This window comes from Xanthomonas arboricola pv. guizotiae, assembly GCF_002940205.1.
Taxonomy (GTDB): Bacteria; Pseudomonadota; Gammaproteobacteria; order Xanthomonadales; family Xanthomonadaceae; genus Xanthomonas; species Xanthomonas arboricola_C.
Genome location: NZ_MDSK01000007.1, coordinates 104540 through 128787, shown reverse-complemented (window position 1 = coordinate 128787; position 24248 = coordinate 104540). Strand labels below are relative to the sequence as shown.

Sequence of the window (24248 nt, the reverse complement as noted above, 5' to 3'; positions counted from 1 at the left end):
GGTTGCGGTGCGCGTCCGGGCCATGCACGGCCGGGGATGCACCTGGGTGTCTCGGTGTCAGCAGATCAGCGGGTGGAGATCTGGTTGTTGCTGCCGTAGTCGTTGACCATCGCAGTGCCGGATTGCTGGGTGATGCGGTTGCCGCGGCCGTGCAGCGTGGCGGAGGCGATCGCCTGCGCCTGTACCTGGTTGTCGTCGCCCGGCACCAGCAGCGTGCCGATGCGGCCGGCCTTGAGCGTGGAGGTGCGGCTGAACAGTTCGATGGTGCTGGCATCGCCGGCGAGGGTGACCTGGGCATCGTTGCCGACCATGCGCACTGCCTCGGCGCGCTCGATCTGCACGATCGCATGCTGGCCCAGCACTGCGATCGTGCCGCAGTCACCCTTGAGGACCAGATTGGCGTTCTGGCCGGTCAGATCGACGTTATGGCCGTCGCAGCTGACCGTGCCGCTGGTCGAGGTGACCATCAGTGTCGGCCGCTCGCCATTGCTGGCGACCTGGGTGGCGCCGTCCATGCTCGGAACCGACGGAACAGACGGAACAGACGGAACAGACGGAACAGACGGAACCGGTGCGGCCGCCACGCCGGCCGGCGCGTGCGGCGCGGCAGCGGCGGAGTCAGGCTGCGAGTCGGGAGTGGCCTGCTTCCCGCAGGCCAGCAATCCGCAGGCCGCCGACGCAAGCAGGGAGACAGACAGCAGCGCGCGCAATGCCATGGCAATACTCCTGACAGCTGGATACAAGGGCGTGATACCGGTGGGTGGATACCGCTGCTTAGATCGCGCGCGCCAGCTGTTCGGCCAGCCCGGTGTAGGCACCCGGCGTCAGCGCCCGCAGCCGCTGCTTGTCCTGCTCCGGCAACTGCAGGCTCTCGACAAAGGCCTGCATGGACGCGGCAGTGATGCCCTGGCCGCGGGTCAGCGCCTTGAGCTGTTCGTAGGGGTTGGGCAGGCCGTGGCGGCGCATCACCGTCTGCACGGCTTCGGCAAGTACTTCCCAGGCCGCATCCAGATCGGCATCCAGGCGCTGCGGATTGACGGTCAGCTTGCCCAGGCCCTTGGCCAGCGAATCCAGCGCGACCTGGGTGTGGCCGAACGCGGTACCGAGCGCGCGCAGCACGGTGGAATCGGTGAGGTCGCGCTGCCAGCGGCTGATCGGCAGCTTGGCGGAAAAATGCTCGAACAGCGCATTGGCGATGCCGAAGTTGCCTTCGGCATTTTCGAAGTCGATCGGGTTGACCTTGTGCGGCATGGTCGAGGAGCCGACTTCGCCCTCCTTGAGCTTCTGTTTGAAGTAGCCCAGCGAGATGTAGCCCCAGATGTCGCGCGACAGGTCGATCAGGATGGTGTTGGCGCGGCGGCTGGCATCGCCGATTTCGGCCACGTTGTCGTGCGGCTCGATCTGGGTGGTGTAGGGGTTGAACACCAAGCCCAGGCTTTCGACGAAACGCTGGGCGAATGCGGCCCAATCCAGCTGCGGGTACGACACCAGGTGGGCGTTGTAGTTGCCGACCGCGCCGTTGATCTTGCCGGTCAGTTCGACCGCGGCGATCTGCCTGCGCTGCCGCTCCAGGCGCGCGACCACGTTGGCGATTTCCTTGCCCAGCGTGGTGGGCGAGGCGGTCTGACCATGCGTGCGCGACAGCATCGGCTGGCCGGCCTGGGCATGGGCGAGGGTGCGCAGGCTGGCGGTGATGCCGTCCAGCGTCGGCAGCAGCACCTCGCGGCGGGCCTGTTCCAGCATCAGGCCGTAGCTGAGGTTGTTGATGTCCTCGCTGGTGCAGGCGAAATGCACGAATTCCAGCGCCGGGCCGAGTTCGGCATCGTCCTTGAGCTGCTCCTTGATAAAGTACTCCACCGCCTTGACGTCGTGGTTGGTGGTGCGCTCGATCTCCTTGACCCGCGCGGCATGGGCAACGCTGAAACCGTCGGCCAGCGCGCGCAGGCGCTGCGTGGCAGCTGCCGAGAACGGCGCCAGCTCGGCGATGCCCGGCTCGGCCGCCAGGGCCAGCAGCCATTCGATTTCGACCTTGACCCGTGCCTTGATCAGGCCGTATTCGGAGAAGATCGGGCGCAGCGCATCCACCTTGGTGGCGTAGCGGCCGTCGAGCGGGGACAGGGCGAGCAGGGCGGAATCCGACATGGGCAGGGCACTGGGAAGCTGGCGGGGGTACGTATTCTACGCCGCGCCGGTGCCGGCTTCGCCCACCGGCCGCACCGTAATCGCCTGGATACGGTGGCCGGCCATGCGTCGCACGGTCAACGCGTGGCCGTCCAGCTCCAGGGTTTCGCCTTCTTCGGGCAGCCGCTGCAATTGGTGCACGATCAGCCCGCCGACCGAATTGACGTGGTCCGGCGCGCTCAGGTCCTGGCCCAGCAGACGTTCCAGGCGGAAGATCGAGGTGCTGCCGGCCACCAGCAGCGAGCCGTCCTGGCTGCGGATCGGGGCATCGCGCACCACGTGGCGGTGCTCGTCCTCGATCTCGCCGATCACCACTTCGAGCAGGTCTTCCAGGGTGAAAAAGCCCAGGATGCGGCCCTCGTCCTCCACGCACAGCGCCAGATGGGTGGTGCCGGTGCGGAACTGCTCCAGCGCGCTGGGGATCGGGGTTTCCAGGGTCAGCAGGGTGGGCGGGCGCAGCAACGGGCGCAGATCGTCCAGGTCCTGGCTGCGTGCCATCGCCACCAGCAGATCCTTGGTATGCAGGATGCCCAGCACCTGTTCGCCATCGGCGTCGAACCACGGGTAGCGGCTGTAGCGCGACTGGCTGAACTCGGCCAGCACCGATTCCAGCGTCATGCCTTCGCGCAGGCTGCGCAGGTGCTCGCGCGGGCGCATCAGGTCGCCGGCAACCAGGTCGGGCAGTTCCAGCGCGTGGCTCATCAGGGCCAGCCCGTGATCGGGCGTGGCGGCGTTGGGATCCTGGCGGCCGACGATCAGCATCAGTTCCTCGCGCGAGTAGCGATGCGACTGGTGTTCCACATCGCCCCAGCCCAGCACCCGCAGCAGGCGGTTGGCGCTGGTGTTGAGCACCCAGATCGCCGGGTACATCAGCCAATAGAACACGTAGAGCGGCGCGGCGGTCCACAGCGACATCCGCTCCGGGCGGCGGATCGCCATGGTCTTGGGCGCCAGTTCGCCCAGCACGATGTGCAGGAATGAAATCAGGCTGAAGGCGATCGCCAGTGCGGTGAACTGCGCCGCTTCCGGCGCCAGGCCTGCGGTGTCGAACAGCGGCTGCAGCAGATGCGCGAAGGCCGGCTCGCCGACCCAGCCCAGGCCGAGCGAGGCCAGGGTGATGCCGAGCTGGCACGCCGACAGGTAGGCATCCAGATGCGCATGGACCCCGAGCAACAACCGCCCACGCCAACCGTTGTTCTGCGCCAGGCCCACCGCCTGCGTGTGGCGCAACTTGACCAGCGCGAACTCGGCGGCGACGAAGAAGCCGTTCAACAGCACCAGCAGCAGTGCGACGAACAACAGCAGCACATTACCCAACATGGCGTCGGCCCCCTTGTCGCGTAACAGCGTTGACGCTGCGTGTCAGCCGCTGCGCGCAAGTGCCGGGGCGGTGTGCAAGCAAGCAAGACGCAAACGATGCGTTTCTACAGTCAGGGTCGTCGCCCATGGCGGCGTGGTACCTCGTATGGATCATTGGGCAGTCTAGCCCACGGCTTGCGACGACACGGTCGCAACGCCGCGAGCGAGTATCGTAGGCAGCCTCGCCAGCGTGGGTGCGCCCGCTGCCAGCCATCCATCACCACAAACCAACCATGTGCGGAGAGTGCAGATGAGCGAACGTTTCAGGACCGAACACGACAGCATGGGCGAGCTGCAGGTGCCTGCCGATGCCTTGTGGGGCGCGCAGACCCAGCGTGCCGTGCAGAATTTCCCGGTGTCCGGCCAGCCGCTGCCGCGCGGCTTCATCCGTGCGCTGGGGCTGATCAAGGCTGCTGCGGCCGGCGTCAATGCCGAGCTCGGGCTGCTGCCCAAGTCGATCGGCAAGGCCGTGCAGGACGCGGCGCTGCAGGTCGCCGACGGCGCGTATGACGCGCAGTTTCCGATCGACGTCTACCAGACCGGCTCGGGCACCTCGTCCAACATGAATGCCAACGAGGTGATCGCCACGCTGGCCACGCGCGCCGGCAAGGACGCGGTGCATCCCAACGATCACGTCAATCTCGGCCAGAGTTCCAACGACGTGGTGCCCACCGCGATCCGGGTGTCGGCGTTGCTGGCGGTGCAGGAACACCTGCAGCCGGCGCTCAAGCATCTGCGCAAGACCATCGACAAGCGCGGCAAGGGGCTGGACAAGGTCGTCAAGACCGGGCGCACGCATCTGATGGATGCGATGCCGCTGACCTTCGGCCAGGAATTCGGTGCATGGTCGGCGCAGCTGAGTTCGGCGCAGGAGCGCATCGACGATGCCCTCAAGCGCCTGCGGCGGCTGCCGTTGGGCGGCACCGCGATCGGCACCGGCATCAATGCCGATCCGCGTTTTGGCGGCAAGGTGGCCAAGGCCTTGTCGGGCTTGAGCAAGTTCAAGTTCGAGAGTGCCGACAACAAGTTCGAAAGCCTGGCTGCGCAGGACGATGCGGTGGAGCTGTCCGGTCAGCTCAATGCGCTGGCGGTGGCATTGATCAAGATCGCAAATGACTTGCGCTGGATGAATGCCGGCCCCCTGGCCGGGCTGGGCGAGATCGAGTTGCCGGCACTGCAGCCGGGTAGTTCGATCATGCCGGGCAAGGTCAACCCGGTGATTCCCGAAGCCACCGTGATGGCCTGCGCGCAGGTGATCGGCCACCATACCGCGATCACCGTGGCCGGGCAGACCGGCAACTTCCAGTTGAACGTGACGCTGCCGTTGATCGCCTACAACCTGCTGGATTCGATCAACTTGCTGGGCAATGTGGCGCGGCTGCTGGCCGATAGCGCGATTGCCGGGTTGAAGGTGCGCCAGGAGCGCGTGCGCGAGGCGCTGGACCGCAATCCGATCCTGGTCACCGCGCTCAACCCGATCATCGGCTACGAGAAGGCCGCGGCGATCGCCAAGCGTGCCTACAAGGAACAGCGCCCGGTGCTGGACGTGGCACTGGAAGACAGTGGGCTCGGCGAGGCGGATCTGCGCCGTTTGCTGGATCCGGCTGCGCTGACCCGCGGTGGCATCCAGGCCGGCAGCACGGGCGGCGGTGGCTGACCACCGCAGCGTGCGTGCGTAGGAGCGCACCTGGGCGCGATGGGGCTTTATCGACAACGCCCCGTCGCGCCCAGGTGCGCTCCTACACGGCTTTGCGCGAATCTGCGGCGTCGCCGGGACTCAGTGCCGCTCGGCCTGCACGTTGCCGAAGCTTTCGCGATACGGCTGCAGCGACGGGATTTCATCCAGCAATTCGCCGCTGAGCTTCTGGATCTCCGGCGTGGCGGTCAGCTTGATCGACTTGTATTCCGGATCCGCGCCAGCCTCGTTGACGGCCTGCTGGCGCAGCATCTGCAGGTGCCCGAACAGCAGCTGCAACTTGGCGCGCGTCGGCTCTTTCTGCGGCAGCGCGATATCGTCGATCTTCAGCGTGCCGTCGGGGGTGATTTCCGCATTGGCGGCCGGTGGGCGGCGGATCATCACCGACTGGGTGGTGATGGCGACGCGCGGCTTGCCGCGTTCGGCGCGCCGCGACGACTGGTCGCCGCAGGCGGTCAGGGCGCATAGCAGGAGCGCCATGCAGAGCATCACCAACTTGTTCATGGGGTCGCCGGGTTCAGGGAAGCGCACTAGTGTAATCCCGCTCCGGCCAGCCCACCGGCGCCTGCGGCACACCGCGCGGCGGACAAGATGTCGCAGGCGGTATCGGGTGCCTGGCGTGCGCGCAGCAATCGGCGTGACGATCGATCCGGTTGCGGTCAGCCGCTGCGCCCGTCGATGGGGGCGCAGCGGCGATCGGGGCCGCGCCTAATGGCGGCAGTCGTCGACATCGTGCTGGGTGAGGGTCGAGTACGGCGCGAATGCCGGCACCAGTTGCGCGGCGGCGTCCTGTGCGTCGCGCAGCTTGGCCAGCTGATCGCAGATCTGCATCGCCTTGTGTTTGAAGGTGTCCGCCTGCGCTTCGATCTTGTCGCCGATCTGGTCGGTGTTGCCGCTGAGCACACCCTTGAGCGCTTCGCCGGCGGCATGCGCACCGAAGGCCGCGCCCTGCGTGCCGATGTCGATGCCTTTCTCGGCAACGCCCCGGATCTGCCCGTAGAAACCGCGCATCGCCTGCCGCTGCGCATCGTCCAGGCTCACCGGCTTGCCGGCGATGCTGAGCGCGCCATCCGCGCCGATGGTGGCCGCGGGCAGGCCGTCACGCTTGAGCGTCACGCTCTTGCCGTTGAAGATCACCCCGCTCGCGTTGGTCTGGCCCGACACCACGACCGTGGGTTCGGACTTGCCGCAACCGACCAGCAGCGCACCCATCAATACCGCACAAAGCAACAGTTTCATCAGCCGTTCCCCTCTCGAATGGTCAATGCAGCGGTCAGTTGTCGGTCGGCACGCGGGTGCTGCCGGCCACATCGCCGACGTCGATATCGCCGCTGCCCTTGCGCGCGACGCTGACGTCGCCGCGCACCTTGTGCACGCTCAGGGCGCCGGAGTTGACCGCTTCCACGCCGACATCGCCTTGCACATCGTCGATGTCGACGTCGCCGGAGCCGATCGTGCCGAACTTGACGTTGCCTGCAACGCCGCGCAGCTTGACGTCGCCCGAACCGACCTTGCCGACCTCTGCCGCGCCACGCACCTGCCTGGCCTTGAGATCGCCCGAGCCGACCGCCAGCACGCGCAGCGACCCCATCTCTTCCAGTTCGATATCGCCGGAACCGACCTTGGCGGTGACCCGGCCCCTGGTGCGGCGGATGGCCATGTCGCCGGAACCGACATCGGCACTCACGGCGGCAGCGCCGCTGATCTCGGCGTCACCGGAGCCCACGTCGAACTGCACCAGCAGCGTGTCCGGCACGCTGCCGCGCAGGTCCAGGTACGCGTAGCTGTCGCCGATGGAGATGCGCAGTGGGCGGTCGTCGGCCAGCGTCACCACCAGCTTGTCGCCGACCCGCTTCTGGGTGACGGTCAGGCCCTTGAGCAGCTCGGCCCTGGCGGCGCAGGCACGGCCGCCCAGGCGCCCGCCGTTGCCCGGCGCGGCGTCCAGATGCAGGTCGTTGGAGCCGACCTCGAACAACACCGACTTCACTCCGCCCAGCTTCAACTCCAGGCTGCGCGGTTCGGAGAACTTGCATTGCTCCTCGGCAAACGCAGCGCCGGGCACGGCGAACAGGATGGCCAGACTCAGCAGACGACGCATGGGATGTCCTTCAGGCTTCGGAGCGCCGACGGCGCAGGTAGATGGAGGCGGCGATCAGGACAACGCCGATTGCAGCGCCGATCCAGATGTCCGGATTGCCGTAGACCAGTGCGCTGTCGGTGTGCTGCAGCGCCCACTGCACCAGATCGCTGGGGTTCTGCATCGCGCTGCTGTCGAGGTTGCCGCTGACCGCACGCGGCGACCAGGTGCCGGGCAGGGCGCTGAGCAGGCCGCGGTAGCCGACGATGTACCAGATCCAGCCGATCGGCAGCGAGATACCCGGCATCGCCGAGAGGATGCTCAGCATCACGCAGGCCAGCAGCGGGAACAGCACCGCCCACAGGAACGGCTTGCTGGTGGCCCAGGCCGAGCAGAACATCAGCCAGCCCACCGTCGGCAACGCCCATAGCAGGCTCATCGGCACGGTCTTGAGCAACAGCCACAGCAGCGAGAACGGGTGCGAATGGGTCGCCAGTGCCCAGGGGCTGGGCACGCCGGCGATCGAGGCGCCCACGATGGCGATCAGCCACAGGGCCAGGCCGACCAGCACGCCGATCGCGATGGCGATCAGCGGCGCCAGCAGCAGCGCCCAGGCGGCCTTGGACAGCACCGTCTGCACATCCGACACCGGCAGCGATTTCCAGAACAGCACGCTGCGGTCGCGGCGGTCGTCGTACAGGCTGCCCAGCGAATAGAAGAACACCACGAACGCCAGGACCACCGAGGCGATGCCGATGCCGCCGAGCAGCAGGCCGTCTCCAACTTGGCCCAGGGTGCGCGTGTATTCGGCCAGATCGTCCATGGTGATGCTGTCGCCGATCATGTTGCGACGCGCGCTGATCGCGCCGATCACCGCGCCCAGCAGCGCGAAGAACACCGCGATGCCGCCGGTGATGAGCTGTGCCCAGACGAAACCGCCGCGGTGTTCCCAGTACTCGCGTTTGAGCAGCCAGCCGAACGTGCGTGCGGGAGAGGCTTGGTGGGTGAGTGCATTCATGCGTAGGTCCCCTTCATGACCGCAACGAACAGGTCGGCAAGGCCGGGATTGCGGGTTTCGCCCACACGGGCGAGCTGCGCTTTCGGCACGCCATCGAACAGCATCACGGTCTTGCCGAACGGCAGGCTGCGCTCGTCGATCGGCTGCAGGCCTCTGGCGGCGTCGAGATGCTCGGCACCCACCAGCACTTCGGTGTAGCGCTCGGCCACGTTTTCCATGTCGGCGGTCAGCACGATGCGGCCGTCGCGGATGAACATCACATCGGTGAGGATGTGTTCGATCTCTTCGACCTGGTGGGTGGTGACGATGATGGTCTTCTGCTCGTCGAAGTAGTCCTCCAGCAGGCGCTGGTAGAACTGCTTGCGATACAGGATGTCCAGGCCCAGGGTGGGTTCGTCCAGCACCAGGATGCGGGCATCGATGGCCATCACCAGCGCCAGGTGCAGCTGCACGATCATGCCCTTGGACAGTTCGCGCACCCGCGACTTGCGGTTGAGCTGGGTATTGGCCAGGAAGCGCTCGCACTTGGCGCGATCGAAGCGCGGGTGCACGCCGGCGACGAAGTCGATCGCCTCGCCGACCCGCAGCCAGCGCGGCAGTACCGCCACGTCGGCGATGAAGCAGACCTCGTTCATCAGCGCGTTGCGCTGGGTACGCGGATCCATGCCGAGCACGCTCAGTTCGCCATCGAAATCGGTCAGCCCCAGCACCGCCTTGAGCGCAGTGGTCTTGCCGGCGCCGTTGGGGCCGATCAGGCCGACGATGCGCCCGGCGGCGATGGTGAAGCTGGTGTTGTCCAGCGCGAGCCGATGCTTGTAAGCCTTGCGCAGGCCACGTGCGTCGACCACATGGTCGGAGGAGACGGCGGTCATGGTGTTTTTCCCTGTGGCAACAGATCGTCGATGGACAGTCCCAGACGCTGGATGCGTTCCAGCACTGCGGGCCATTCTTCATTCAGGAAACGCTCGCGCTCGCTGCCGCGCAATTTCTGCGCGGCCTCCGGGGTCATGAACATGCCCAGGCCGCGGCGTTTCTCCACCAGGTTCTCGTCGGCCAGTTCCTGGTAGGCGCGCGAGACGGTGATGGGATTGAGTTGGTAGTCGGCTGCTACTTGGCGTACCGAGGGCAGGGCGTCGCCAGGCTTGAGGATTCCGTCGAGCATCATGGCAATCACCCGTTCCTTGAGTTGGCGGTAGATGGGAGCGCCGTCGCTCCATTGGATGTCGTTCATGGTCAGCTCCGTGGGCGCAGAGCCTGCGCGAAGGAGAAATAGGGCATCGACAGCGAAGCGCGCAGATGCCGGGCGGGCCGGGCACGTGCTTCGGGGGGAGTTGTCGCGTTTTCCGTAACCGCCTCCGACACGCCATAATCGGCGCCGGACTCCGTGACCTGACTGGAAGCGGCTCCCAGGCAACCAATGGCGAACAGGGCGCTGCCGAACAGCAGCAATGGAGCTGGCCGCGTGAAGCGTGTGCTGTTCATGCTTTCCCCCTGCGTTGGATGACTGGTGTTGTATTCAACTATAACACCGACACGCAGGCAGTCAACTGCCTGTCATACCCAACTGATGGCACCCCGCGTCGGTGGGTGGCCGGAACTATCGAAAGGGATCGCTCATGTTGCTCAAGCGTCTGCTGGTCGTTGTATTCGCTGGCTTTTTCTCCGTCTCGGCGCTGGCCGCCGGCGCGCCGCTGCTGGATCTGGACTACCGGCCGCTGGCCGGCAAGGCGCCAATCAACCTGAACCGTACCTACGGCGGCAAGGTCGTCATGGTGGTCAATACCGCCAGCAAGTGCGGCTTCACCCCGCAGTACGAAGGTCTCGAAGCGCTCAATCAGCGTTTCGGCAGCCGCGGCTTCACCGTGCTGGGCTTCCCTTCGAACGACTTCCAGGGCCAGGAACCCGGATCTGAGAAACAGATCCAGGAATTCTGCACGCTGACCTATGGCGTCAAGTTCCCGATGTTTGAGAAGGTGCATGTACTGGGTGCGCAGGCCACGCCGCTGTATCAGCGCCTGACGCAGGCCACTGACGTGGCGCCGGGCTGGAACTTCCACAAGTATCTGATCGGTCGCAATGGACGGGTGGTGGCGCAGTTCCCCAGCAAGATCAAGCCGGACGATCCGAGCGTATTGGCGGCAATCGAACGCGAGCTCAACGCGCCGTCGCGCTGAGCGCGGCGTTCGCAACGCCACGCGCACATGCGACAATGCGCATTCAGCGCCGGCGTCGGCGTGTCTTTTCACTTTCGGGAAGTGCATCGAATGAAGATGGGAAAGCGCGGCGCGGCGGCGTCGCTACTGATGGTGGCACTGTCGGCATCGATGCCGGCGATGTCGCAGCAACCGGCCGCAGCGGCCACCAAGGAGAAGCCAGTTTTGAATGCATCGTCTGAGAAGAGCACGCGCGACAACGTCAGCTACGCCATCGGTATGGACGTGGCACGTTCGTTCGAGCCGATCGCGCAGGACATCGATGTGAGCGCACTGCAACGCGCCATCGAGAATGCATTCAAGGGCGGCAAGCCGCTGTTGTCCGACGAGCAGACCCAGGCCACCGATACCGCACTGCGCACCGCGCTGGCGGCGCGTAACGGCCAGCAGGTCCCGGGCATGGCGCCGGGTAGCGCGCCGGCCGCGCCCTCCAAGGAAAATGTCGGCCTGATGCTGGGCGATCGCGCGGTCGGTCCGTCGCTGGCCGGCATCAAAGACGAGATCGACCTGTCGATCCTGATGGAAGCGGTGCGCACCGTGTTCGCCAAGGGCACCACGCGTCTGACCCAGCAGGAAGCCGCGGCCACCATGCAGGCGTTCGCCTCTGCCAAGCAGGGCGCCGCCGGTGCCAAGAATCGCGAGGAAGGCAATGCCTTCCTGGCCAGGAACAAGACCGAAAAGGGCGTGATCACCACCGCGTCGGGCCTGCAGTACATGGTGCTGCGCCAGGGCAGCGGCGAGCGTCCGATGCCCACCAACACGGTGCGCGTGAACTACGAAGGCAAGCTGCTCAACGGTCAGGTGTTCGACAGCTCCTACCAGCGCGGTCAGCCGGCCGAATTCGGTCTGAATCAAGTCATTGCAGGTTGGACCGAGGGCGTCGCGTTGATGCCGGTCGGTTCGAAATACCGTTTCTGGATTCCATCCAACTTGGCCTATGGCCCGAACGGCACGCAGGGGGGGCCGATCGGACCAGACGCAACGTTGACGTTCGATGTCGAACTGATGGGTATCCTTCCCTGATCCCCCACAGGAGTACCCCCACCCATGCGAGTTGCGATCTTTGGTACCGGCTATGTTGGTCTTGTCACCGGTACCTGTCTGGCGGAAGTAGGTCATCACGTTATCTGCGTGGATATCGACCAGGCGAAAGTTGATGGTCTCAATCGTGGGGTGATTCCCATCTATGAACCCGGCCTGGAGCCGATGGTGAAAGCCAACCATGCCTCTGGCCGGTTGCGCTTCACCACCGATGCGGCCGAGGCCATTGCGCACGGCGAAATCACCTTCATCGCCGTGGGCACGCCGCCGGACGAGGATGGCAGTGCCGACCTGCAGTACGTGCTGGCGGTTGCGCGTACCGTCGGTCGCCATATCGATGGCCCGTCGGTGGTGGTCAACAAGTCCACCGTGCCGGTCGGCACCGCCGACAAGGTGCGCGTGGCGATCCAGGAAGAGCTGGACGCGCGCGGCGTGGACCATGAGTTCGACGTGGTCTCCAACCCGGAATTCCTCAAGGAAGGCGATGCGGTGGCCGACTGCATGCGTCCGGATCGCATCGTGATCGGTGCCAAGAAGCCGGCTGCGATTGCCCGCATGCGTCGTCTGTACGCACCTTTCAATCGCAACCGCGATCGCATCGTGGAGATGGACGTGCGTTCGGCCGAGCTGACCAAGTACGCGGCCAACGCGATGCTGGCAACCAAGATCAGTTTCATGAACGAGATCGCCAATATTGCCGAACGCGTCGGTGCGGACGTCGAGCACGTGCGTAACGGCATCGGTTCGGATCCGCGCATCGGCTGGCACTTCATCTATCCCGGTGCCGGTTACGGCGGCTCGTGCTTCCCGAAGGATGTGCAGGCACTGGCCAAGACCGCCGAGCAGTACGGCATGGAGCCGACCCTGCTCAACGCGGTGGAAAGCGTCAACAATGCGCAGAAGGGCCATCTGTTCGAACTGGTGCAGCGCCACTACGGCGCCGAAGGCACCGGCAGCATCGCCGGCAAGACGTTTGCGGTATGGGGTCTGGCATTCAAGCCCAACACCGACGACATGCGTGCCGCGTCCAGCCGCCGTTTGATGGCGCAGTTGTGGGAAGCCGGTGCCAGCGTGCGTGCCTACGACCCGGAAGCCACCCATGAAGCCAAGCGCATCTTCGGCGAGCGCGACGACCTGACCTTCTGCGACGAGGCATTTGCCGCACTGGAAGGCGCCGACGCCCTGGTCGTGGTCACCGAGTGGAAGCAGTTCCGCAGCCCGGATTTCGGCAAGATCAAGCAGGCCTTGAAGGACGACGTCGTGTTCGACGGCCGCAATCTTTACGACCCGCAGGAAATCGAAGCCGCAGGTCTGGCCTACTACGCCATCGGACGAGGCCGTTCGTTGCATGCATGAGCAACTCTCGCCACGTGACCAGGAACTGGAAGCGCGGTTGGTTGAACTGGAAACGCGCCTGTCCTTTCAGGAGCAGGCGCTCAATGAACTGAGTGAAGCACTTGCGGACGCCCGTTTGACGGGCGCCCGCAATGCCGAACTGATCCGCCACCTGCTCGAGGATCTGGGCAAGGTGCGCTCCACGTTGTTTGCCGATGCAGCGGATGAACCGCCGCCTCCGCATTATTGATTGCAGATTGCCACCGCCATGAGCGATACCTTACGTGACCAGTTGCTTGGCTTGGGCTTCAAGTCCGCACCCAAGCCCGAACGCAAACCCGACGCACGGCCTGCCGCGCGTCAACATGGCCACGGTGGCAGGCCCGCGCCCGGCGGCAACAAGCCGGGTGGCCAGGGCAGGGGACCGCAGCGGCCGCATGCCGCTGCGGTGACCGACGGCAAGGGCGAGCGCAAACACGACGGCAGGCCGGAGCGTCGCAACGATGGCAAGCCGGCAGGATCGCAACGTCCGCCGCAGTCCACGGCCGACCGCCGCGGACCCAGGCCGGCACGCACGCATGAGGACATCGACCTGGCCAAGGCCTATGCGATCCGCGCGCAACGCGAGAGGGACGAGCGCATCGAAGCCGAGCGGCTGAAACAGGAAGAAGCACGCCTGCGTCGCGAAGCCAAGGCCAAGCTCGAAGAGCTGCTCAAGGACAAGGGGCTCAATCATGCCGATGCGGATATCGCCCGGCATTTCCCGTATGGCGGCAAGATCAAGCGTATCTACGTGACTGCCGATCAGCTCAAGGCGCTCAACGCCGGCGAGCTCGGCGTGCTGCAGCTCAACGGCCGCTATGTGTTGGTGACTGCCGAGGTACTAGCCGAGGCCGAAGCGGTATTTGCGCCATCGGTGGCATTGAAGGTGGACCCGAATGCGCCGGCAGGCGAAGACCCGTATGCGGATCCGCAGTATCAGGTACCCGACGACCTGGTCTGGTAAAACCGAACCCCCGGACGTGTGGTGTGCATGGGCGCCTGCGGGTGCCCATTTTTTTGCGTTGTTCCTGGGCGTGAGAGGCAAATCGGGAACGAGGTAGGCCTGGCGCGCCTGCAGGGTCAGCCGAATGGCGGCTATCGAATTATCGAATCAGAACGTGCTGGTCCTGGCCACGGTTTTCCCATGTGACGCCGTCATGGCGACCCATAACCGAGGGCGTGGAAGAGAAGGGGCAACGCGCTGCTATACAAACCGGTCACGGCCCGCGCGGCACCATGCGCGCCGTTGCTGCTCGATGCAAGCGGCTTGTCGCGCCGTGGCATTGTCCCCTGCTTGCCCGCTCCGTCCTTGCCACTGGTGCTGCGTATGTCCATCTCGTCGAAATCGTTGAAGTGCTGCGCCGTTGCAGCTGCGGAATCTCCCATGTCTGGTGCCGTGCATTTGCGGGCGCATCGCCGACGGCTGTCGGCGGCAGCGCTGCTTGCGTTGTGCGCGGTCAGCGGGCAAGCCGCTGCACAGGCGGACCAAGCGCCGGCATTTGACCGTCCCGGCATTCCGTTTGCCGCGGAGGCGTTGCAGCCCGGTGCGTTTGCCTGGGAACAGGGCCTGCCGGATGCGAGCACCGACCGCAGCGACGGGCAGCGCACCACCCAGTACACCGCCGATACGCTGCTGCGCCTGGGGCTGTTCCAGAACGTCGAGCTGCAGCTCGGGAGCGACAGCTACAACTGGCAGCATGGCGGCGGCGGGCGGGTGCGTGGCGGTGGCGACAGCCATGTCGGGTTGAAGGTGGCCTTGCCATCGCGCTCGGACACGTTTCATTGGGCGGCTCTGGGAACCTATAGCGTGCCGACCGGCAGCCCTGCGTTCAGTGCCGGCTACGCGCGCGAACTGGGTGTGACTGCGTCCTGGGATCTGGCGCAGCAACGCGCCATTGCGCTCTACGTCAATTACGCGCGCGACGACGATGGCCACACCTGGACCTTTGCGCCCAATTACACGTTTTTTTCCGGCGAACATTTCAGCAGCTACGTGGAAGCGGGTTTCGACACTGGCCGCGAGCATTCGCGCGTGGCCGGTGCGGGTGGCGCCTGGCAGTTGCCGCATGCGATGCAACTGGATGTGTCGGTGCTGCGTGGCCTGACCTCGGCAAGCCCGGATTGGCAAGGCGGAATCGGTCTGTCGATCGCGTTTGAATAAGTGCGCCACACCGTTGTGACGGTGGCTATCTGCCGGCCGGGAACCGCACCGAGGCGTAGCAGGCTGCGTCGTCCCTATGTTGCACTGCCGCATGCATTGACGGCCCGGAAAAGGCCTAATTGGATCGATCCAATTTGATGCCAATGCATGCGCAGGTTCACTACCGCAAGGCTCGCCACATGACGCCAGCCAAGCCGACATCCGAGGCGAAGGACGGCCTGGACGCGCCACGCGCGCGTCGCGGTGCGGTGACCTTGCGCGATATCGCAGGCGCCATTGGGGTGTCGCGGGCAACGGTATCGTTGGTGCTGCGGGGCAGCCCGTTGGTGCACGCGAGCACGCGCGCGCGCGTGGAAGCCGAGCTGGATCGGCAGAATTACGTCTACAACCGTGCTGCGGCCAATCTGCGCCGGCGCACCTCGTCCAGCATTGCGCTGGTCATCAACGACCTGTCCAACCCGTTCTTTGCCGAATTTGCCGCCGGTGTCGACGAGGCATTGGGCGCAGCCGGTTACGTGACGCTGCTGGGCAGCACCGGCGAATCGACCCAGCGCCAGCAGGCGGTACTGAGCTCGCTGATGGAACACACGCCGGCGGGCATCATCCTGTCGCCGGCCGAAGGCAGCCAGGCGCAGGCGCTGACCCAGGTGCTCGGCCGCCAACGCAATGTGGTGCTGTTCAACCGCGAGGTGGAAGGCACGCAGTGGGATCTGCTGGCGCTGGACAATGCGCAAGGCGCCTTTCTCGCCTGCACCCATCTGATCGCGCAAGGGCATCGGCGCATCGTGTTTTTCGGTGGGCATGCCGAATCCAGTTCCTGCCGTCAGCGTCGTGCCGGCTACGCGCGCGCGATGGAAGAGGCGGCCCTGGAAACCCATTACGTCGAGTCCGCCCCCAATCGCCAGGACGCCGCACTATCTGGCGCGCGCATGCTGGGCACTGCCACGCAGGTTGCGACCGCTGCGGTCTGTTACAACGACAGCGTTGCGCTGGGCTTGATGGCGGCGTTGACGAAGCACGGCATCGTGCCGGGCCGCGACTTTGCGGTGACCGGCTTCGACGACATCGCCGAGGCGGCGCTGTTCACGCCTGCACTGACCACCCTGGCGGCAGATCCGCGTGCGCGCGGCAGGCAGGCCGCGCAACTGGTGCTGCAGCGGATCGGCAACCCCGAACTCGCGTCGCAACAGCTGACCGCCGCAGTCGCCTTGAAAATCCGCGCGAGCAGCGCATGCGCAGCGACAACCCAATTGCCACCATTTCCCTCAAGCAGTCCATCCGCCCATTCCCCCACCAAGGCCTCAGGCCGCTGACCAGGCAATTCCTATGGTTTCCCTTTCCACGCAGTCCACAGTGCCAAGCGGCAACAAGGCGCCCGTCAACAACGGCGTTGCGTTGTCGGTCGTCACCACGATCTTCTTCATGTGGGGCTTTCTGACCTGCCTCAACGACATCCTGATTCCGCATCTGAAGGCGGTGTTCGAACTCAACTTCGCGCAGGCGATGCTGGTGCAGTTCACCTTCTTCGGCGCGTATTTCCTGATGTCGCTGCCGGCCGGTTGGCTGGTCAATCGCCTGGGTTACAAGCAGGGCATCGTGGCCGGTTTGGCGGTGGCGGCGGTGGGCGCGCTGGGCTTCTGGCCGGCGGCAGAACTGCGCGTGTACGGTGCCTTCCTCGGCGCATTGTTCGTGCTGGCCACTGGCATCACCATCTTGCAGGTGGCAGCCAATCCCTACGTCGCCTTGCTCGGTCCGGAGCGCAGCGCCTCGAGCCGCTTGACCCTGGCACAGGCGCTGAATTCGCTCGGCACCGCAATCGCACCGCTGTTGGGTGGCTGGTTGATCCTGTCCAACACGGTGATGAGCGGCGACCAGCTCAAGGCGCTGCCGGAAGCCGAGCAACTGGCCTATCGCGTACAGGAAGCGCAAGCCGTGCAGGGGCCGTACATCGGTCTGGGCGTCGTGCTGTTCCTGCTGGCGATCTTCGTGTTCCTGTTCCGTCTGCCGGCTCTGACCGATGCCAGCGCACAGAAAGACGAGAGCAGGCATTCCTTGCTCGATGCGTTGCGTCATCCGCATGTGCGCTTCGGTGTGCTGGCGATCTTTTTCTACGTCGGTGCAGAAGTGGCGATCGGCAGCCTGATGGTCAACTATTTCTCGCTGCCGCAAATCGGCGGGTTCACCGAGCGTGAGGCAACCAAGTATGTGTCCGCGTACTGGACGCTGGCGATGATCGGCCGTTTCATCGGCTCGGCGCTGCTGGCCAAGCTGTCGCCACGCGTGTTGTTGTCGGTGTTCGCCGCAATCAATGCGGTTTTGCTGGGCCTCACCATGGCCAGTGGCGGCATGCTGGCGGTGTACGCACTGGTGGCGATCGGCCTGTTCAATTCGATCATGTTCCCGACCATTTTCACCCTGGGCATCGAGCGGCTTGGTGCGCTGACCGGCCGCGCCTCGAGCCTGTTGATCATGGCCATTGTCGGTGGCGCCATCGTGCCGTATCTGCAAGGGCTGCTCGCCGACAGCATCGGCCTGCATGAGTCGTTCGTGCTGCCGCTGCTGTGCTACCTGTACATCGTGTTCTACGGCATCTGGGGTTCGCGTCTGCGCGGCGCACTGGCGGAGGCGCGCGCATGAGTGCCTTGAAGAACCGGGTGGTGTGTTTTGGCGAGGCCTTGATCGACATGCTGGCACTGCCGCAGGCCGGTCCGGATGAGGCACGTACGTTTGCGCAATACGCCGGCGGTGCGCCGGCCAATGTCGCGGTCGCGGTGGCCCGGCTGGGCGGTGCGGCGCATTTCGTCGGCATGCTGGGGCGCGACATGTTCGGCGATTTTCTGCTGCAGAGCCTGCAGCAGGCCGGTGTCGCCACCGATGGCATCGTGCGCACCGATCAGGCCAAGACCGCGCTGGCCTTCGTGGCGTTGGATGAAGCCGGCGAACGCAGTTTCAGTTTCTATCGTCCGCCTGCGGCGGATCTGCTGTTCCGTCCGGACCATTTCGCTGCGGACGGCTTCACGCAGGCCGCCGTGCTGCATGTGTGTTCCAACAGCATGACCGAGCCTGCGATCGCGCAATGCACGCTGGACGGCATGCGCCGCGCACGCGCCGATGGTGCCATCGTCAGCCTGGATCTCAACCTGCGGCCGATGCTGTGGCCGCAGGATGTGGACCCGGCTGCGTTGCTGTGGGAGGCCTTGGCGCTGGCCGATGTGGTCAAGCTCTCGCGCGAAGAACTCGATTACCTGGCCGGCACGCTCGATGGCGACGCCAGCGCGGTCACCCGCAAGCTCTGGCAGGGCCAGGCCAGCTGGCTGCTGGTCACCGACGGTGGCGGTCCGGTGCATTGGCAGACACGCACCGATTCGGGTCAGGTGCCGGCCTTCCGCGTGCAGGTGCGCGACAGCACGGCGGCGGGCGATGCGTTCGTCGGTGGCTTGCTGTTTCAGCTGGCGACGCGTGCATCCACGCTGGAGCAGCTGACCGGCGATGCCGCTGCGATCACCGAGGTGATCCGTTTTGCCGCGGCGGTCGGCGCGCTCGCGGTAACGCGCAAGGGCGCGTTTGCGGCGATGCCGAGCGTCGATGAAGTCCATTCCCTGATCCAGGAACAATCATGAGCCGTTTGCCTGCGAGCCCCGCACCCGATTTCCGTTCGGCCGATGTACTGCGTCAACATATCGCCGACACCATGGCGTTCTACCACCCGCGCGCGATCGACCCGGCGGGCGGCTTTTTCCAGTATTTCCGCGACGATGGTTCGATCTACGATGCCGGGCATCGGCATCTGGTCAGCAGCACGCGCTTCGTCTTCAACTACGCGATGGCGTATCGCGAATTCGGCGATGCGCAGTATCTGCAGGCGGTGCGTCACGGCCTGGACTATCTGCGCAACGTGCATCGCAATCCGGCCACCGGCGGCTATGCATGGACCTTGCGCGATGGCGTGGTCGAAGACGACATGAATCATTGCTACGGCGTGGCATTCGTGCTGCTGGCTTATTCGTGCGGTTTGAAAGCCGGCGTCGCCGAGGCGCGCGCATGGATGGACGAGACCTGGCAACTACTGGAAAAACACTTCTGGGAAGCAGAATTCGGCTTGTATCGCGACGAAGCCGATGCGCAGTTCAACTTCACCAGCTACCGCGGTCAGAACGCCAACATGCATATGTGCGAGGCGATGATCGCCGCGTACGAGGCAAGCGGTGAGCAGCGTTATCTCGATCGTGCGCTGGTGCTGGCCGAGAACATGACCCGTCGCCAGGCAGCCAAAGCCGATGGGTTGGTGTGGGAGCATTACGACCTGCAGTGGAACATCGACTGGGACTACAACCGCGACAATCCCAAGCACCTGTTCCGCCCGTGGGGTTTCCAGCCCGGCCATCAGACCGAATGGGCCAAGCTGCTGATGCTGCTGGATCGCTACGCACCGACCGACTGGTTGTTGCCGACCGCGCAACACCTGTTCGATGTGGCGGTGGAGCGCTCCTGGGATGCGCAGCGTGGCGGGCTGTATTACGGCTTCGACCCCGACGGCAAGGTCTGCGATGACGACAAGTACTTCTGGGTGCAGGCCGAATCGCTGGCGGCGGCGGCATTGCTGGCGCAGCGCAGCGGCGAGCCGCGCTACTGGCAGTGGTACGACAAGCTCTGGGCGTATTCGTGGGCGCACATGATCGACCATCGCTACGGTGCGTGGTATCGCATTCTGGATGCGGACAACCGCAAGTACAGCGACGAAAAGAGCCCGGCCGGCAAGACCGATTACCACACCATGGGCGCGTGCTACGAAGTCTTGAACGTGTTGCGGCCGGCGGCTTGATGCTGGCGTGATCGAAGCGCGGCCGCGCAATGCGTCGGCGCCGCGTAGGAGCGCACCCGGGCGCGATGAGGCTTTACCGGTAAAGCCTCATCGCGCCCGGGTGCGCTCCTACGATGTCTGCAGTCTGCAGTCTGCAGTCTGCAGCTGCTCTTATTCCGGGTCGTAATCCAGATTCGATGCCAGCCAACGTTCGGCCAATGCCACGGTGATGCCCTTGCGCCTGGCGTAGTCGGCCACCTGTTCCTTGCCCAGGCGCCCGACCACGAAGTACTGGCTCTTGGGATGGCTGAAGTAATAGCCGGAGACCGCTGCGGTGGGCAGCATCGCGAAACTTTCGGTCAGCGTCATCGTGGTATGGCGCTCGGCATCGAGCAGGTCGAACAAGGTGCGCTTTTCGCTGTGCTCGGGGCAGGCGGGATACCCCGGTGCCGGACGAATGCCGCGATAGCGCTCGGCGATCAGCGCCTCGTTGTCCAGCGTCTCATCCTCCACATAGCCCCAGAATTCGGTGCGCACGCGTTGATGCAGGCGCTCGGCCAGCGCCTCGGCCAGACGGTCGGCCAGGGCCTTGAGCAGAATCGCGTTGTAGTCGTCGTGTGCGGTTTCGAACCGCGCCACATGCGGCTCGATGCCGATGCCGGCGGTGACCGCAAACGCGCCGATCCAGTCCTGCTTGCCGCTGCTCTTGGGCGCGATGAAATCGGCCAGGCAGAAGTCCGGGCGGTCGACGGGTTTGTCGACCTGTTGGCGTAAGAAGTGCAGGGAATGGGGAATGGAGAATCGGGAATGGTCGGGCGCCGATGCATCGCCTTGCGATTCCCGATTCCCGATTCCCGATTCCGCAGGCCCGGTCAGCACGACAACATCATCGCCGACTGCATTGGCCGGCCACAGCCCGAACACCACCTTCGCGGTGAGCCATTTTTCGGCGACGATGGTGCGCAGCATCTTGCGTGCATCGCGGTACAACTCGCTGGCCTGGCTGCCGACCACCTCGTCGCTGAGGATCGCCGGGAACTTGCCGGCCAGTTCCCAGGCCTGGAAGAACGGGGTCCAGTCGATCAGCTCGATCAACTCCTGCAGCGGGTAGTCGTCGAACACGTGCAGGCCCGGCTGACGCGGGGCGGGCGGTGTGTAGGTGTCCCAATCACCATCGAAGCGCTGTGCGCGTGCCTTTTCCAGCGATACCAGGCGTTTGGCGTCGCCGCGATTGCGATGGCGCGCGCGGATTTCCGCGTAGTCGGCATCGTTGGCGGCGACGAAGGCCTGGCGCAGGTCGCGCGAGATCAGCGACTGCGCCACGCCCACCGCGCGCGAGGCGTCCTTCACCCACACGGTGGGGGCAGTGTAGTGCGGGTCGATCTTCAAGGCGGTGTGTGCGCGCGAGGTGGTGGCGCCGCCGATCAACAGCGGAATCTCGAAGCCTTGCCGCTGCATCTCGCGTGCGACATGCGACATCTCTTCCAGCGACGGCGTGATCAGGCCGGACAACCCGATCAGGTCCGCATTCTCTGCGCGTGCACGGTCCAGTATCACCTGCGCCGACACCATCACGCCCAGATCCACCACGTCGAAGTTGTTGCATGCCAGCACAACGCCGACGATGTTCTTGCCGATATCGTGCACGTCGCCCTTGACGGTGGCCATGATGATCTTGCCGTTGGACTTGCCGACATCGCCGGTCCGCAGCTTTTCCGCTTCGATGAAGGGCAGCAGATACGCCACCGCCTTCTTCATCACACGCGCGGATTTGACCACCTGCGGCAGGAACATCTTGCCGGCGCCGAACAGGTCGCCGACCACGTTCATGCCGTCCATCAGCGGGCCTTCGATCACCTCCAGCGGGCGGGTGGACTGCTGGCGTGCCTCCTCGGTATCGGTTTCCACGAATGCGTCGATGCCGTGCACCAGCGCATGCGCCAGCCGCGCACGCACCGGCTTGTCGCGCCAGGCCAGGTCTTCGACTTTCGCCGCGCCCTTGCTGCCTTTATAGCGCTCTGCAATTTCCAGCAAGCGTTCGGTGCCGTCCTTGCGGCGATTGAGGATCACATCCTCCACGCGTTCGCGCAGTTCCGGGTCCAGCTCGTCGTAGATCGGCATGCCGCCGGCGTTGACGATGCCCATGTCCATGCCGGCCTTGATCGCATGGAACAGGAACACCGAGTGGATCGCCTGGCGCACGCTCTCGTTGCCGCGGAACGAAAACGACACGTTGGAAACGCCGCCGGAGACATGGCAATGCGGCAGTGTGTCCTTGATGATGCGGGTGGCTTCGATGAAGTCCACCGCGTAGTTGTCGTGTTCCTCGATGCCGGTGGCCACGGCAAAGATGTTGGGATCGAAGATGATGTCTTCCGGCGGAAAGCCCACCTGCTCGGTCAGCACCTTGTAGGCGCGCGTGCAGATCTCGACCTTGCGCGCGCAGGTATCGGCCTGGCCCACTTCATCGAAGGCCATCACCACCGCGGCAGCGCCATAGCGCAGCACCTTGCGCGCCTGTTCAATGAACAGCGCCTCGCCTTCCTTGAGCGAGATCGAGTTGACCACGCTCTTGCCTTGCAGGCACTTCAGGCCGGCTTCGATCACGCTCCACTTGGACGAATCCACCATCACCGGAATGCGCGCGATATCCGGCTCGGACATGATCAGGTTGAGAAAGCGCGTCATCGCCTTTTCCGAATCGATCAGGCCCTCGTCCATGTTGACGTCGAGGATCTGCGCGCCGCTGTCCACTTGCTGGCGGGCCACTTCCACGGCTTCCTCGTAGCGCTCTTCCTTGATCAGCTTGCGGAACTGCGCGCTGCCGGTGACGTTGGTGCGCTCGCCCACGTTGACGAACAACAGGTCCGGGGTGATGACCAGCGGCTCAAGACCAGACAGGCGGGTGTAGCGGGGAGTGCTCATGCAATGCTCTGCTGGACGTTGAGGGCGCGGTCGGTCGTGATGAGTGGGTGTTCACGGCCCGACCCTGGGGCGTCGTGCGAGGCGGCCCTCATCCGGCGCTTCGTGCCACCTTTTCCCGCTTGCGGGAGAAGGGCGGTGTGTTGTGCGCGGAGCGTTTTCGTGACACGCGGGGCTACGCCGCTGCTTCCTTCCCCCGCTCGCGGGAGAAGGTGCCCGAAGGGCGGGTGAGGGAGTAGCTCGCGCCTCACGCCGCCAGCTCCCGCGCACCTGCCAACTGCCTCGGAGCCAGATCGGCCACCGCCTCGGCGATGGCGCGGATATGGTCGGGCGAGGTGCCGCAGCAGCCGCCGACCAGATTGAGCAAACCGGCCTGCGCGAATTCGCGCAAGGTTTCGGCCATTTCTTCCGGGGTTTCGTCGTACTCGCCGAAGGCATTCGGCAGGCCGGCATTGGGATGCGCGCTGACGTAGGCGTCGGCAATCTGCGCCAGCGTTTCCACATGCGGCCGCAGGTCCTTGGCACCGAGCGCGCAGTTCAGGCCCACAGACAGTGGCCGCCCGTGCGCGACCGAGGCGTAGAACGCCTCGGCCGTCTGGCCGGACAAGGTGCGTCCGGAGGCATCGGTGATGGTGCCGGAGATCATCACCGGCAGGCGTCCGCCGCGCGCTTCGAACACTTCCTCGATCGCATACAGCGCGGCCTTGGCGTTGAGCGTGTCGAAGATGGTTTCCACCATCAGCGTGTCGGCGCCGCCGTCGATCAGGCCGTCGATGGCCTCGCGATAGGTGTCGCGCAAGGCGTCGAAGCTGGTGTTGCGGTAGCCGGGGTCGTTGACGTCCGGGCTGATCGAGGCGGTGCGGCTGGTCGGGCCGAGCACGCCGATCACGAAGCGCGGCTTGTGCGGGGTCAGCGCCTCGACTTCGTCGCAGCAGGCGCGCGCGACCTGCGCGCCGGCCTTGTTCAATTCGTAGACCAGATGTTCCAGGTGATAGTCGGCCTGGCTCACCGAGGTGGCGTTGAAGGTATTGGTTTCCAGCAGGTCGGCACCGGCGTCCAGATAGGCGCGATGGATGCCGGCGATGATCTCCGGGCGCGACAGCAACAGCAGATCGTTGTTGCCTTTCAGGTCATGGCCTTGCGGCGCGTGTGCGTGATCGCAGCCCGGGCCATGCACGTGTACCTGCGCGCTGTCGTAACCGTCGGCAAAGCGGCTGCCGCGATAGTCACGCTCCTGCAGGTCGTGGCGCTGGATCATCGTGCCCATCGCGCCGTCGATGATGAGGATGCGTTCGGCGAGCGCGGCAGTGAGCTTGGCCGCGCGCTCGGGATGCAGCCACGGCAATGCAAACGGGATTGGGGATTCGGAATTGGGGGTTGCTGGGGGCGTCATGATGCGATT

General features: G+C 65.1%; 24 protein-coding genes. 11 read left to right on the top strand and 13 right to left on the bottom strand.

Going from position 1 to position 24248, the window contains the following annotated elements; all coding sequences use genetic code 11:
* Window positions 1-65 precede the first annotated feature (65 nt).
* The 3 genes from XarbCFBP7408_RS06370 to XarbCFBP7408_RS06360 are packed head-to-tail and all read right to left on the bottom strand — an operon-like array spanning window position 66 to window position 3501.
* Complete coding sequence (locus XarbCFBP7408_RS06370; RefSeq protein ID WP_104562232.1) at window positions 66-716, bottom strand: DUF3060 domain-containing protein; 651 nt, start codon at window positions 714-716, stop codon at window positions 66-68.
* Window positions 717-774: 58 nt separating this feature from the next.
* On the bottom strand, window positions 775-2142 hold the full coding sequence (gene purB, locus XarbCFBP7408_RS06365; RefSeq protein ID WP_104562231.1) for an adenylosuccinate lyase: 1368 nt from the start codon (window positions 2140-2142) through the stop codon (window positions 775-777).
* Between the two features lie 36 nt (window positions 2143-2178).
* On the bottom strand, window positions 2179-3501 hold the full coding sequence (locus XarbCFBP7408_RS06360; protein WP_104562230.1) for a hemolysin family protein: 1323 nt from the start codon (window positions 3499-3501) through the stop codon (window positions 2179-2181).
* Between the two features lie 289 nt (window positions 3502-3790).
* Here XarbCFBP7408_RS06360 and XarbCFBP7408_RS06355 point away from each other — a divergent pair, with 289 nt between their 5' ends.
* A complete protein-coding gene (locus tag XarbCFBP7408_RS06355; protein WP_104562229.1) occupies window positions 3791-5197 on the top strand; it encodes a class II fumarate hydratase in 1407 nt (468 codons plus the stop codon).
* Between the two features lie 120 nt (window positions 5198-5317).
* Here XarbCFBP7408_RS06355 and XarbCFBP7408_RS06350 read toward each other — a convergent pair whose 3' ends face one another.
* The 7 genes from XarbCFBP7408_RS06350 to XarbCFBP7408_RS06320 all read right to left on the bottom strand — a co-directional run bounded on the left by XarbCFBP7408_RS06350 (window position 5318) and on the right by XarbCFBP7408_RS06320 (window position 9813).
* A complete protein-coding gene (locus XarbCFBP7408_RS06350; RefSeq protein WP_016901538.1) occupies window positions 5318-5740 on the bottom strand; it encodes a hypothetical protein in 423 nt (140 codons plus the stop codon).
* A gap of 204 nt (window positions 5741-5944) precedes the next feature.
* Entirely contained in the window at window positions 5945-6475 is a 531-nt protein-coding gene (locus XarbCFBP7408_RS06345; protein ID WP_104562227.1) for a DUF2884 family protein, read from the bottom strand.
* A 34-nt stretch (window positions 6476-6509) separates the two neighbouring features.
* Entirely contained in the window at window positions 6510-7334 is an 825-nt protein-coding gene (locus tag XarbCFBP7408_RS06340; RefSeq protein WP_104562226.1) for a DUF4097 family beta strand repeat-containing protein, read from the bottom strand.
* Between the two features lie 10 nt (window positions 7335-7344).
* On the bottom strand, window positions 7345-8331 hold the full coding sequence (locus XarbCFBP7408_RS06335) for an ABC transporter permease (RefSeq protein ID WP_104562225.1): 987 nt from the start codon (window positions 8329-8331) through the stop codon (window positions 7345-7347).
* Window positions 8328-9203 (bottom strand): ABC transporter ATP-binding protein, encoded by an 876-nt coding sequence (locus XarbCFBP7408_RS06330; protein WP_104562224.1) that lies wholly within the window; start codon window positions 9201-9203, stop codon window positions 8328-8330. Before XarbCFBP7408_RS06330 ends, XarbCFBP7408_RS06335 begins: the two co-directional genes overlap by 4 nt.
* Entirely contained in the window at window positions 9200-9562 is a 363-nt protein-coding gene (locus XarbCFBP7408_RS06325; RefSeq protein WP_003483692.1) for a GntR family transcriptional regulator, read from the bottom strand. The genes XarbCFBP7408_RS06330 and XarbCFBP7408_RS06325 overlap by 4 nt, the downstream gene beginning before the upstream one ends.
* 2 nt (window positions 9563-9564) lie before the next feature.
* Window positions 9565-9813: a hypothetical protein gene (locus XarbCFBP7408_RS06320; protein ID WP_104562223.1), complete on the bottom strand. Its 249-nt coding sequence runs from the start codon at window positions 9811-9813 to the stop codon at window positions 9565-9567.
* Window positions 9814-9947: 134 nt separating this feature from the next.
* On the opposite strand from XarbCFBP7408_RS06320, the gene XarbCFBP7408_RS06315 reads away from it, so the two are divergent.
* The 5 genes from XarbCFBP7408_RS06315 (at window position 9948) to XarbCFBP7408_RS06295 (ending at window position 13926) form a co-directional block, all read left to right on the top strand.
* Entirely contained in the window at window positions 9948-10505 is a 558-nt protein-coding gene (locus XarbCFBP7408_RS06315) for a glutathione peroxidase (RefSeq protein WP_104562222.1), read from the top strand.
* A gap of 90 nt (window positions 10506-10595) precedes the next feature.
* Window positions 10596-11567 carry an FKBP-type peptidyl-prolyl cis-trans isomerase gene (locus XarbCFBP7408_RS06310; protein WP_181106316.1) on the top strand — a complete coding sequence of 324 codons (972 nt, stop codon included), beginning with the start codon at window positions 10596-10598 and terminating at the stop codon, window positions 11565-11567.
* A 24-nt stretch (window positions 11568-11591) separates the two neighbouring features.
* Window positions 11592-12941 carry a UDP-glucose dehydrogenase family protein gene (locus XarbCFBP7408_RS06305; RefSeq protein ID WP_104562221.1) on the top strand — a complete coding sequence of 450 codons (1350 nt, stop codon included), beginning with the start codon at window positions 11592-11594 and terminating at the stop codon, window positions 12939-12941.
* Window positions 12934-13170, top strand: coding sequence for a SlyX family protein (locus tag XarbCFBP7408_RS06300; protein WP_104562220.1), 237 nt, complete (start codon window positions 12934-12936; stop codon window positions 13168-13170). The genes XarbCFBP7408_RS06305 and XarbCFBP7408_RS06300 overlap by 8 nt, the downstream gene beginning before the upstream one ends.
* A gap of 18 nt (window positions 13171-13188) precedes the next feature.
* Window positions 13189-13926 carry a DUF2058 domain-containing protein gene (locus tag XarbCFBP7408_RS06295; RefSeq protein WP_343125358.1) on the top strand — a complete coding sequence of 246 codons (738 nt, stop codon included), beginning with the start codon at window positions 13189-13191 and terminating at the stop codon, window positions 13924-13926.
* Window positions 13927-14117: 191 nt separating this feature from the next.
* On the opposite strand, the gene XarbCFBP7408_RS22680 is transcribed toward XarbCFBP7408_RS06295, so the two are convergent.
* Window positions 14118-14348 carry a hypothetical protein gene (locus tag XarbCFBP7408_RS22680; RefSeq protein ID WP_181106334.1) on the bottom strand — a complete coding sequence of 77 codons (231 nt, stop codon included), beginning with the start codon at window positions 14346-14348 and terminating at the stop codon, window positions 14118-14120.
* Between XarbCFBP7408_RS22680 and XarbCFBP7408_RS06290 the strand changes: the two genes are divergently transcribed.
* The 5 genes from XarbCFBP7408_RS06290 to XarbCFBP7408_RS06270 all read left to right on the top strand — a co-directional run bounded on the left by XarbCFBP7408_RS06290 (window position 14278) and on the right by XarbCFBP7408_RS06270 (window position 19945).
* Window positions 14278-15123 (top strand): transporter, encoded by an 846-nt coding sequence (locus XarbCFBP7408_RS06290; protein ID WP_181106325.1) that lies wholly within the window; start codon window positions 14278-14280, stop codon window positions 15121-15123. The genes XarbCFBP7408_RS22680 and XarbCFBP7408_RS06290 overlap by 71 nt on opposite strands.
* A 143-nt stretch (window positions 15124-15266) precedes the next feature.
* Window positions 15267-16436 carry a LacI family DNA-binding transcriptional regulator gene (locus XarbCFBP7408_RS06285; RefSeq protein ID WP_429001375.1) on the top strand — a complete coding sequence of 390 codons (1170 nt, stop codon included), beginning with the start codon at window positions 15267-15269 and terminating at the stop codon, window positions 16434-16436.
* Between the two features lie 13 nt (window positions 16437-16449).
* A complete protein-coding gene (fucP, locus tag XarbCFBP7408_RS06280; protein ID WP_104562217.1) occupies window positions 16450-17760 on the top strand; it encodes an L-fucose:H+ symporter permease in 1311 nt (436 codons plus the stop codon).
* On the top strand, window positions 17757-18743 hold the full coding sequence (locus XarbCFBP7408_RS06275) for a carbohydrate kinase family protein (RefSeq protein ID WP_181106312.1): 987 nt from the start codon (window positions 17757-17759) through the stop codon (window positions 18741-18743). Before fucP ends, XarbCFBP7408_RS06275 begins: the two co-directional genes overlap by 4 nt.
* On the top strand, window positions 18740-19945 hold the full coding sequence (locus tag XarbCFBP7408_RS06270) for an AGE family epimerase/isomerase (RefSeq protein ID WP_104562215.1): 1206 nt from the start codon (window positions 18740-18742) through the stop codon (window positions 19943-19945). Before XarbCFBP7408_RS06275 ends, XarbCFBP7408_RS06270 begins: the two co-directional genes overlap by 4 nt.
* 150 nt (window positions 19946-20095) lie before the next feature.
* Here XarbCFBP7408_RS06270 and metH read toward each other — a convergent pair whose 3' ends face one another.
* Together metH and XarbCFBP7408_RS06260 are read right to left on the bottom strand one after the other, a co-directional pair.
* Window positions 20096-22849 (bottom strand): methionine synthase, encoded by a 2754-nt coding sequence (gene metH / locus XarbCFBP7408_RS06265; RefSeq protein WP_104562214.1) that lies wholly within the window; start codon window positions 22847-22849, stop codon window positions 20096-20098.
* 244 nt (window positions 22850-23093) lie between these two features.
* On the bottom strand, window positions 23094-24239 hold the full coding sequence (locus XarbCFBP7408_RS06260; RefSeq protein WP_104562213.1) for a homocysteine S-methyltransferase family protein: 1146 nt from the start codon (window positions 24237-24239) through the stop codon (window positions 23094-23096).
* Between the last annotated feature and the right edge of the window lie 9 nt (window positions 24240-24248).

Coding starts and splice junctions, on each gene's coding strand:
- XarbCFBP7408_RS06370 (WP_104562232.1), bottom strand. CDS start 716: ATGGCATTGCGCGCGCTGCTGTCTGTCTCCCTGCTTGCGTCGGCGGCC.
- purB (WP_104562231.1), bottom strand. CDS start 2,142: ATGTCGGATTCCGCCCTGCTCGCCCTGTCCCCGCTCGACGGCCGCTAC.
- XarbCFBP7408_RS06360 (WP_104562230.1), bottom strand. CDS start 3,501: ATGTTGGGTAATGTGCTGCTGTTGTTCGTCGCACTGCTGCTGGTGCTG.
- XarbCFBP7408_RS06355 (WP_104562229.1), top strand. CDS start 3,791: ATGAGCGAACGTTTCAGGACCGAACACGACAGCATGGGCGAGCTGCAG.
- XarbCFBP7408_RS06350 (WP_016901538.1), bottom strand. CDS start 5,740: ATGAACAAGTTGGTGATGCTCTGCATGGCGCTCCTGCTATGCGCCCTG.
- XarbCFBP7408_RS06345 (WP_104562227.1), bottom strand. CDS start 6,475: ATGAAACTGTTGCTTTGTGCGGTATTGATGGGTGCGCTGCTGGTCGGT.
- XarbCFBP7408_RS06340 (WP_104562226.1), bottom strand. CDS start 7,334: ATGCGTCGTCTGCTGAGTCTGGCCATCCTGTTCGCCGTGCCCGGCGCT.
- XarbCFBP7408_RS06335 (WP_104562225.1), bottom strand. CDS start 8,331: ATGAATGCACTCACCCACCAAGCCTCTCCCGCACGCACGTTCGGCTGG.
- XarbCFBP7408_RS06330 (WP_104562224.1), bottom strand. CDS start 9,203: ATGACCGCCGTCTCCTCCGACCATGTGGTCGACGCACGTGGCCTGCGC.
- XarbCFBP7408_RS06325 (WP_003483692.1), bottom strand. CDS start 9,562: ATGAACGACATCCAATGGAGCGACGGCGCTCCCATCTACCGCCAACTC.
- XarbCFBP7408_RS06320 (WP_104562223.1), bottom strand. CDS start 9,813: ATGAACAGCACACGCTTCACGCGGCCAGCTCCATTGCTGCTGTTCGGC.
- XarbCFBP7408_RS06315 (WP_104562222.1), top strand. CDS start 9,948: ATGTTGCTCAAGCGTCTGCTGGTCGTTGTATTCGCTGGCTTTTTCTCC.
- XarbCFBP7408_RS06310 (WP_181106316.1), top strand. CDS start 10,596: ATGAAGATGGGAAAGCGCGGCGCGGCGGCGTCGCTACTGATGGTGGCA.
- XarbCFBP7408_RS06305 (WP_104562221.1), top strand. CDS start 11,592: ATGCGAGTTGCGATCTTTGGTACCGGCTATGTTGGTCTTGTCACCGGT.
- XarbCFBP7408_RS06300 (WP_104562220.1), top strand. CDS start 12,934: ATGCATGAGCAACTCTCGCCACGTGACCAGGAACTGGAAGCGCGGTTG.
- XarbCFBP7408_RS06295 (WP_343125358.1), top strand. CDS start 13,189: ATGAGCGATACCTTACGTGACCAGTTGCTTGGCTTGGGCTTCAAGTCC.
- XarbCFBP7408_RS22680 (WP_181106334.1), bottom strand. CDS start 14,348: ATGGGAGATTCCGCAGCTGCAACGGCGCAGCACTTCAACGATTTCGAC.
- XarbCFBP7408_RS06285 (WP_429001375.1), top strand. CDS start 15,267: ATGCATGCGCAGGTTCACTACCGCAAGGCTCGCCACATGACGCCAGCC.
- fucP (WP_104562217.1), top strand. CDS start 16,450: ATGGTTTCCCTTTCCACGCAGTCCACAGTGCCAAGCGGCAACAAGGCG.
- XarbCFBP7408_RS06275 (WP_181106312.1), top strand. CDS start 17,757: ATGAGTGCCTTGAAGAACCGGGTGGTGTGTTTTGGCGAGGCCTTGATC.
- XarbCFBP7408_RS06270 (WP_104562215.1), top strand. CDS start 18,740: ATGAGCCGTTTGCCTGCGAGCCCCGCACCCGATTTCCGTTCGGCCGAT.
- metH (WP_104562214.1), bottom strand. CDS start 22,849: ATGAGCACTCCCCGCTACACCCGCCTGTCTGGTCTTGAGCCGCTGGTC.
- XarbCFBP7408_RS06260 (WP_104562213.1), bottom strand. CDS start 24,239: ATGACGCCCCCAGCAACCCCCAATTCCGAATCCCCAATCCCGTTTGCA.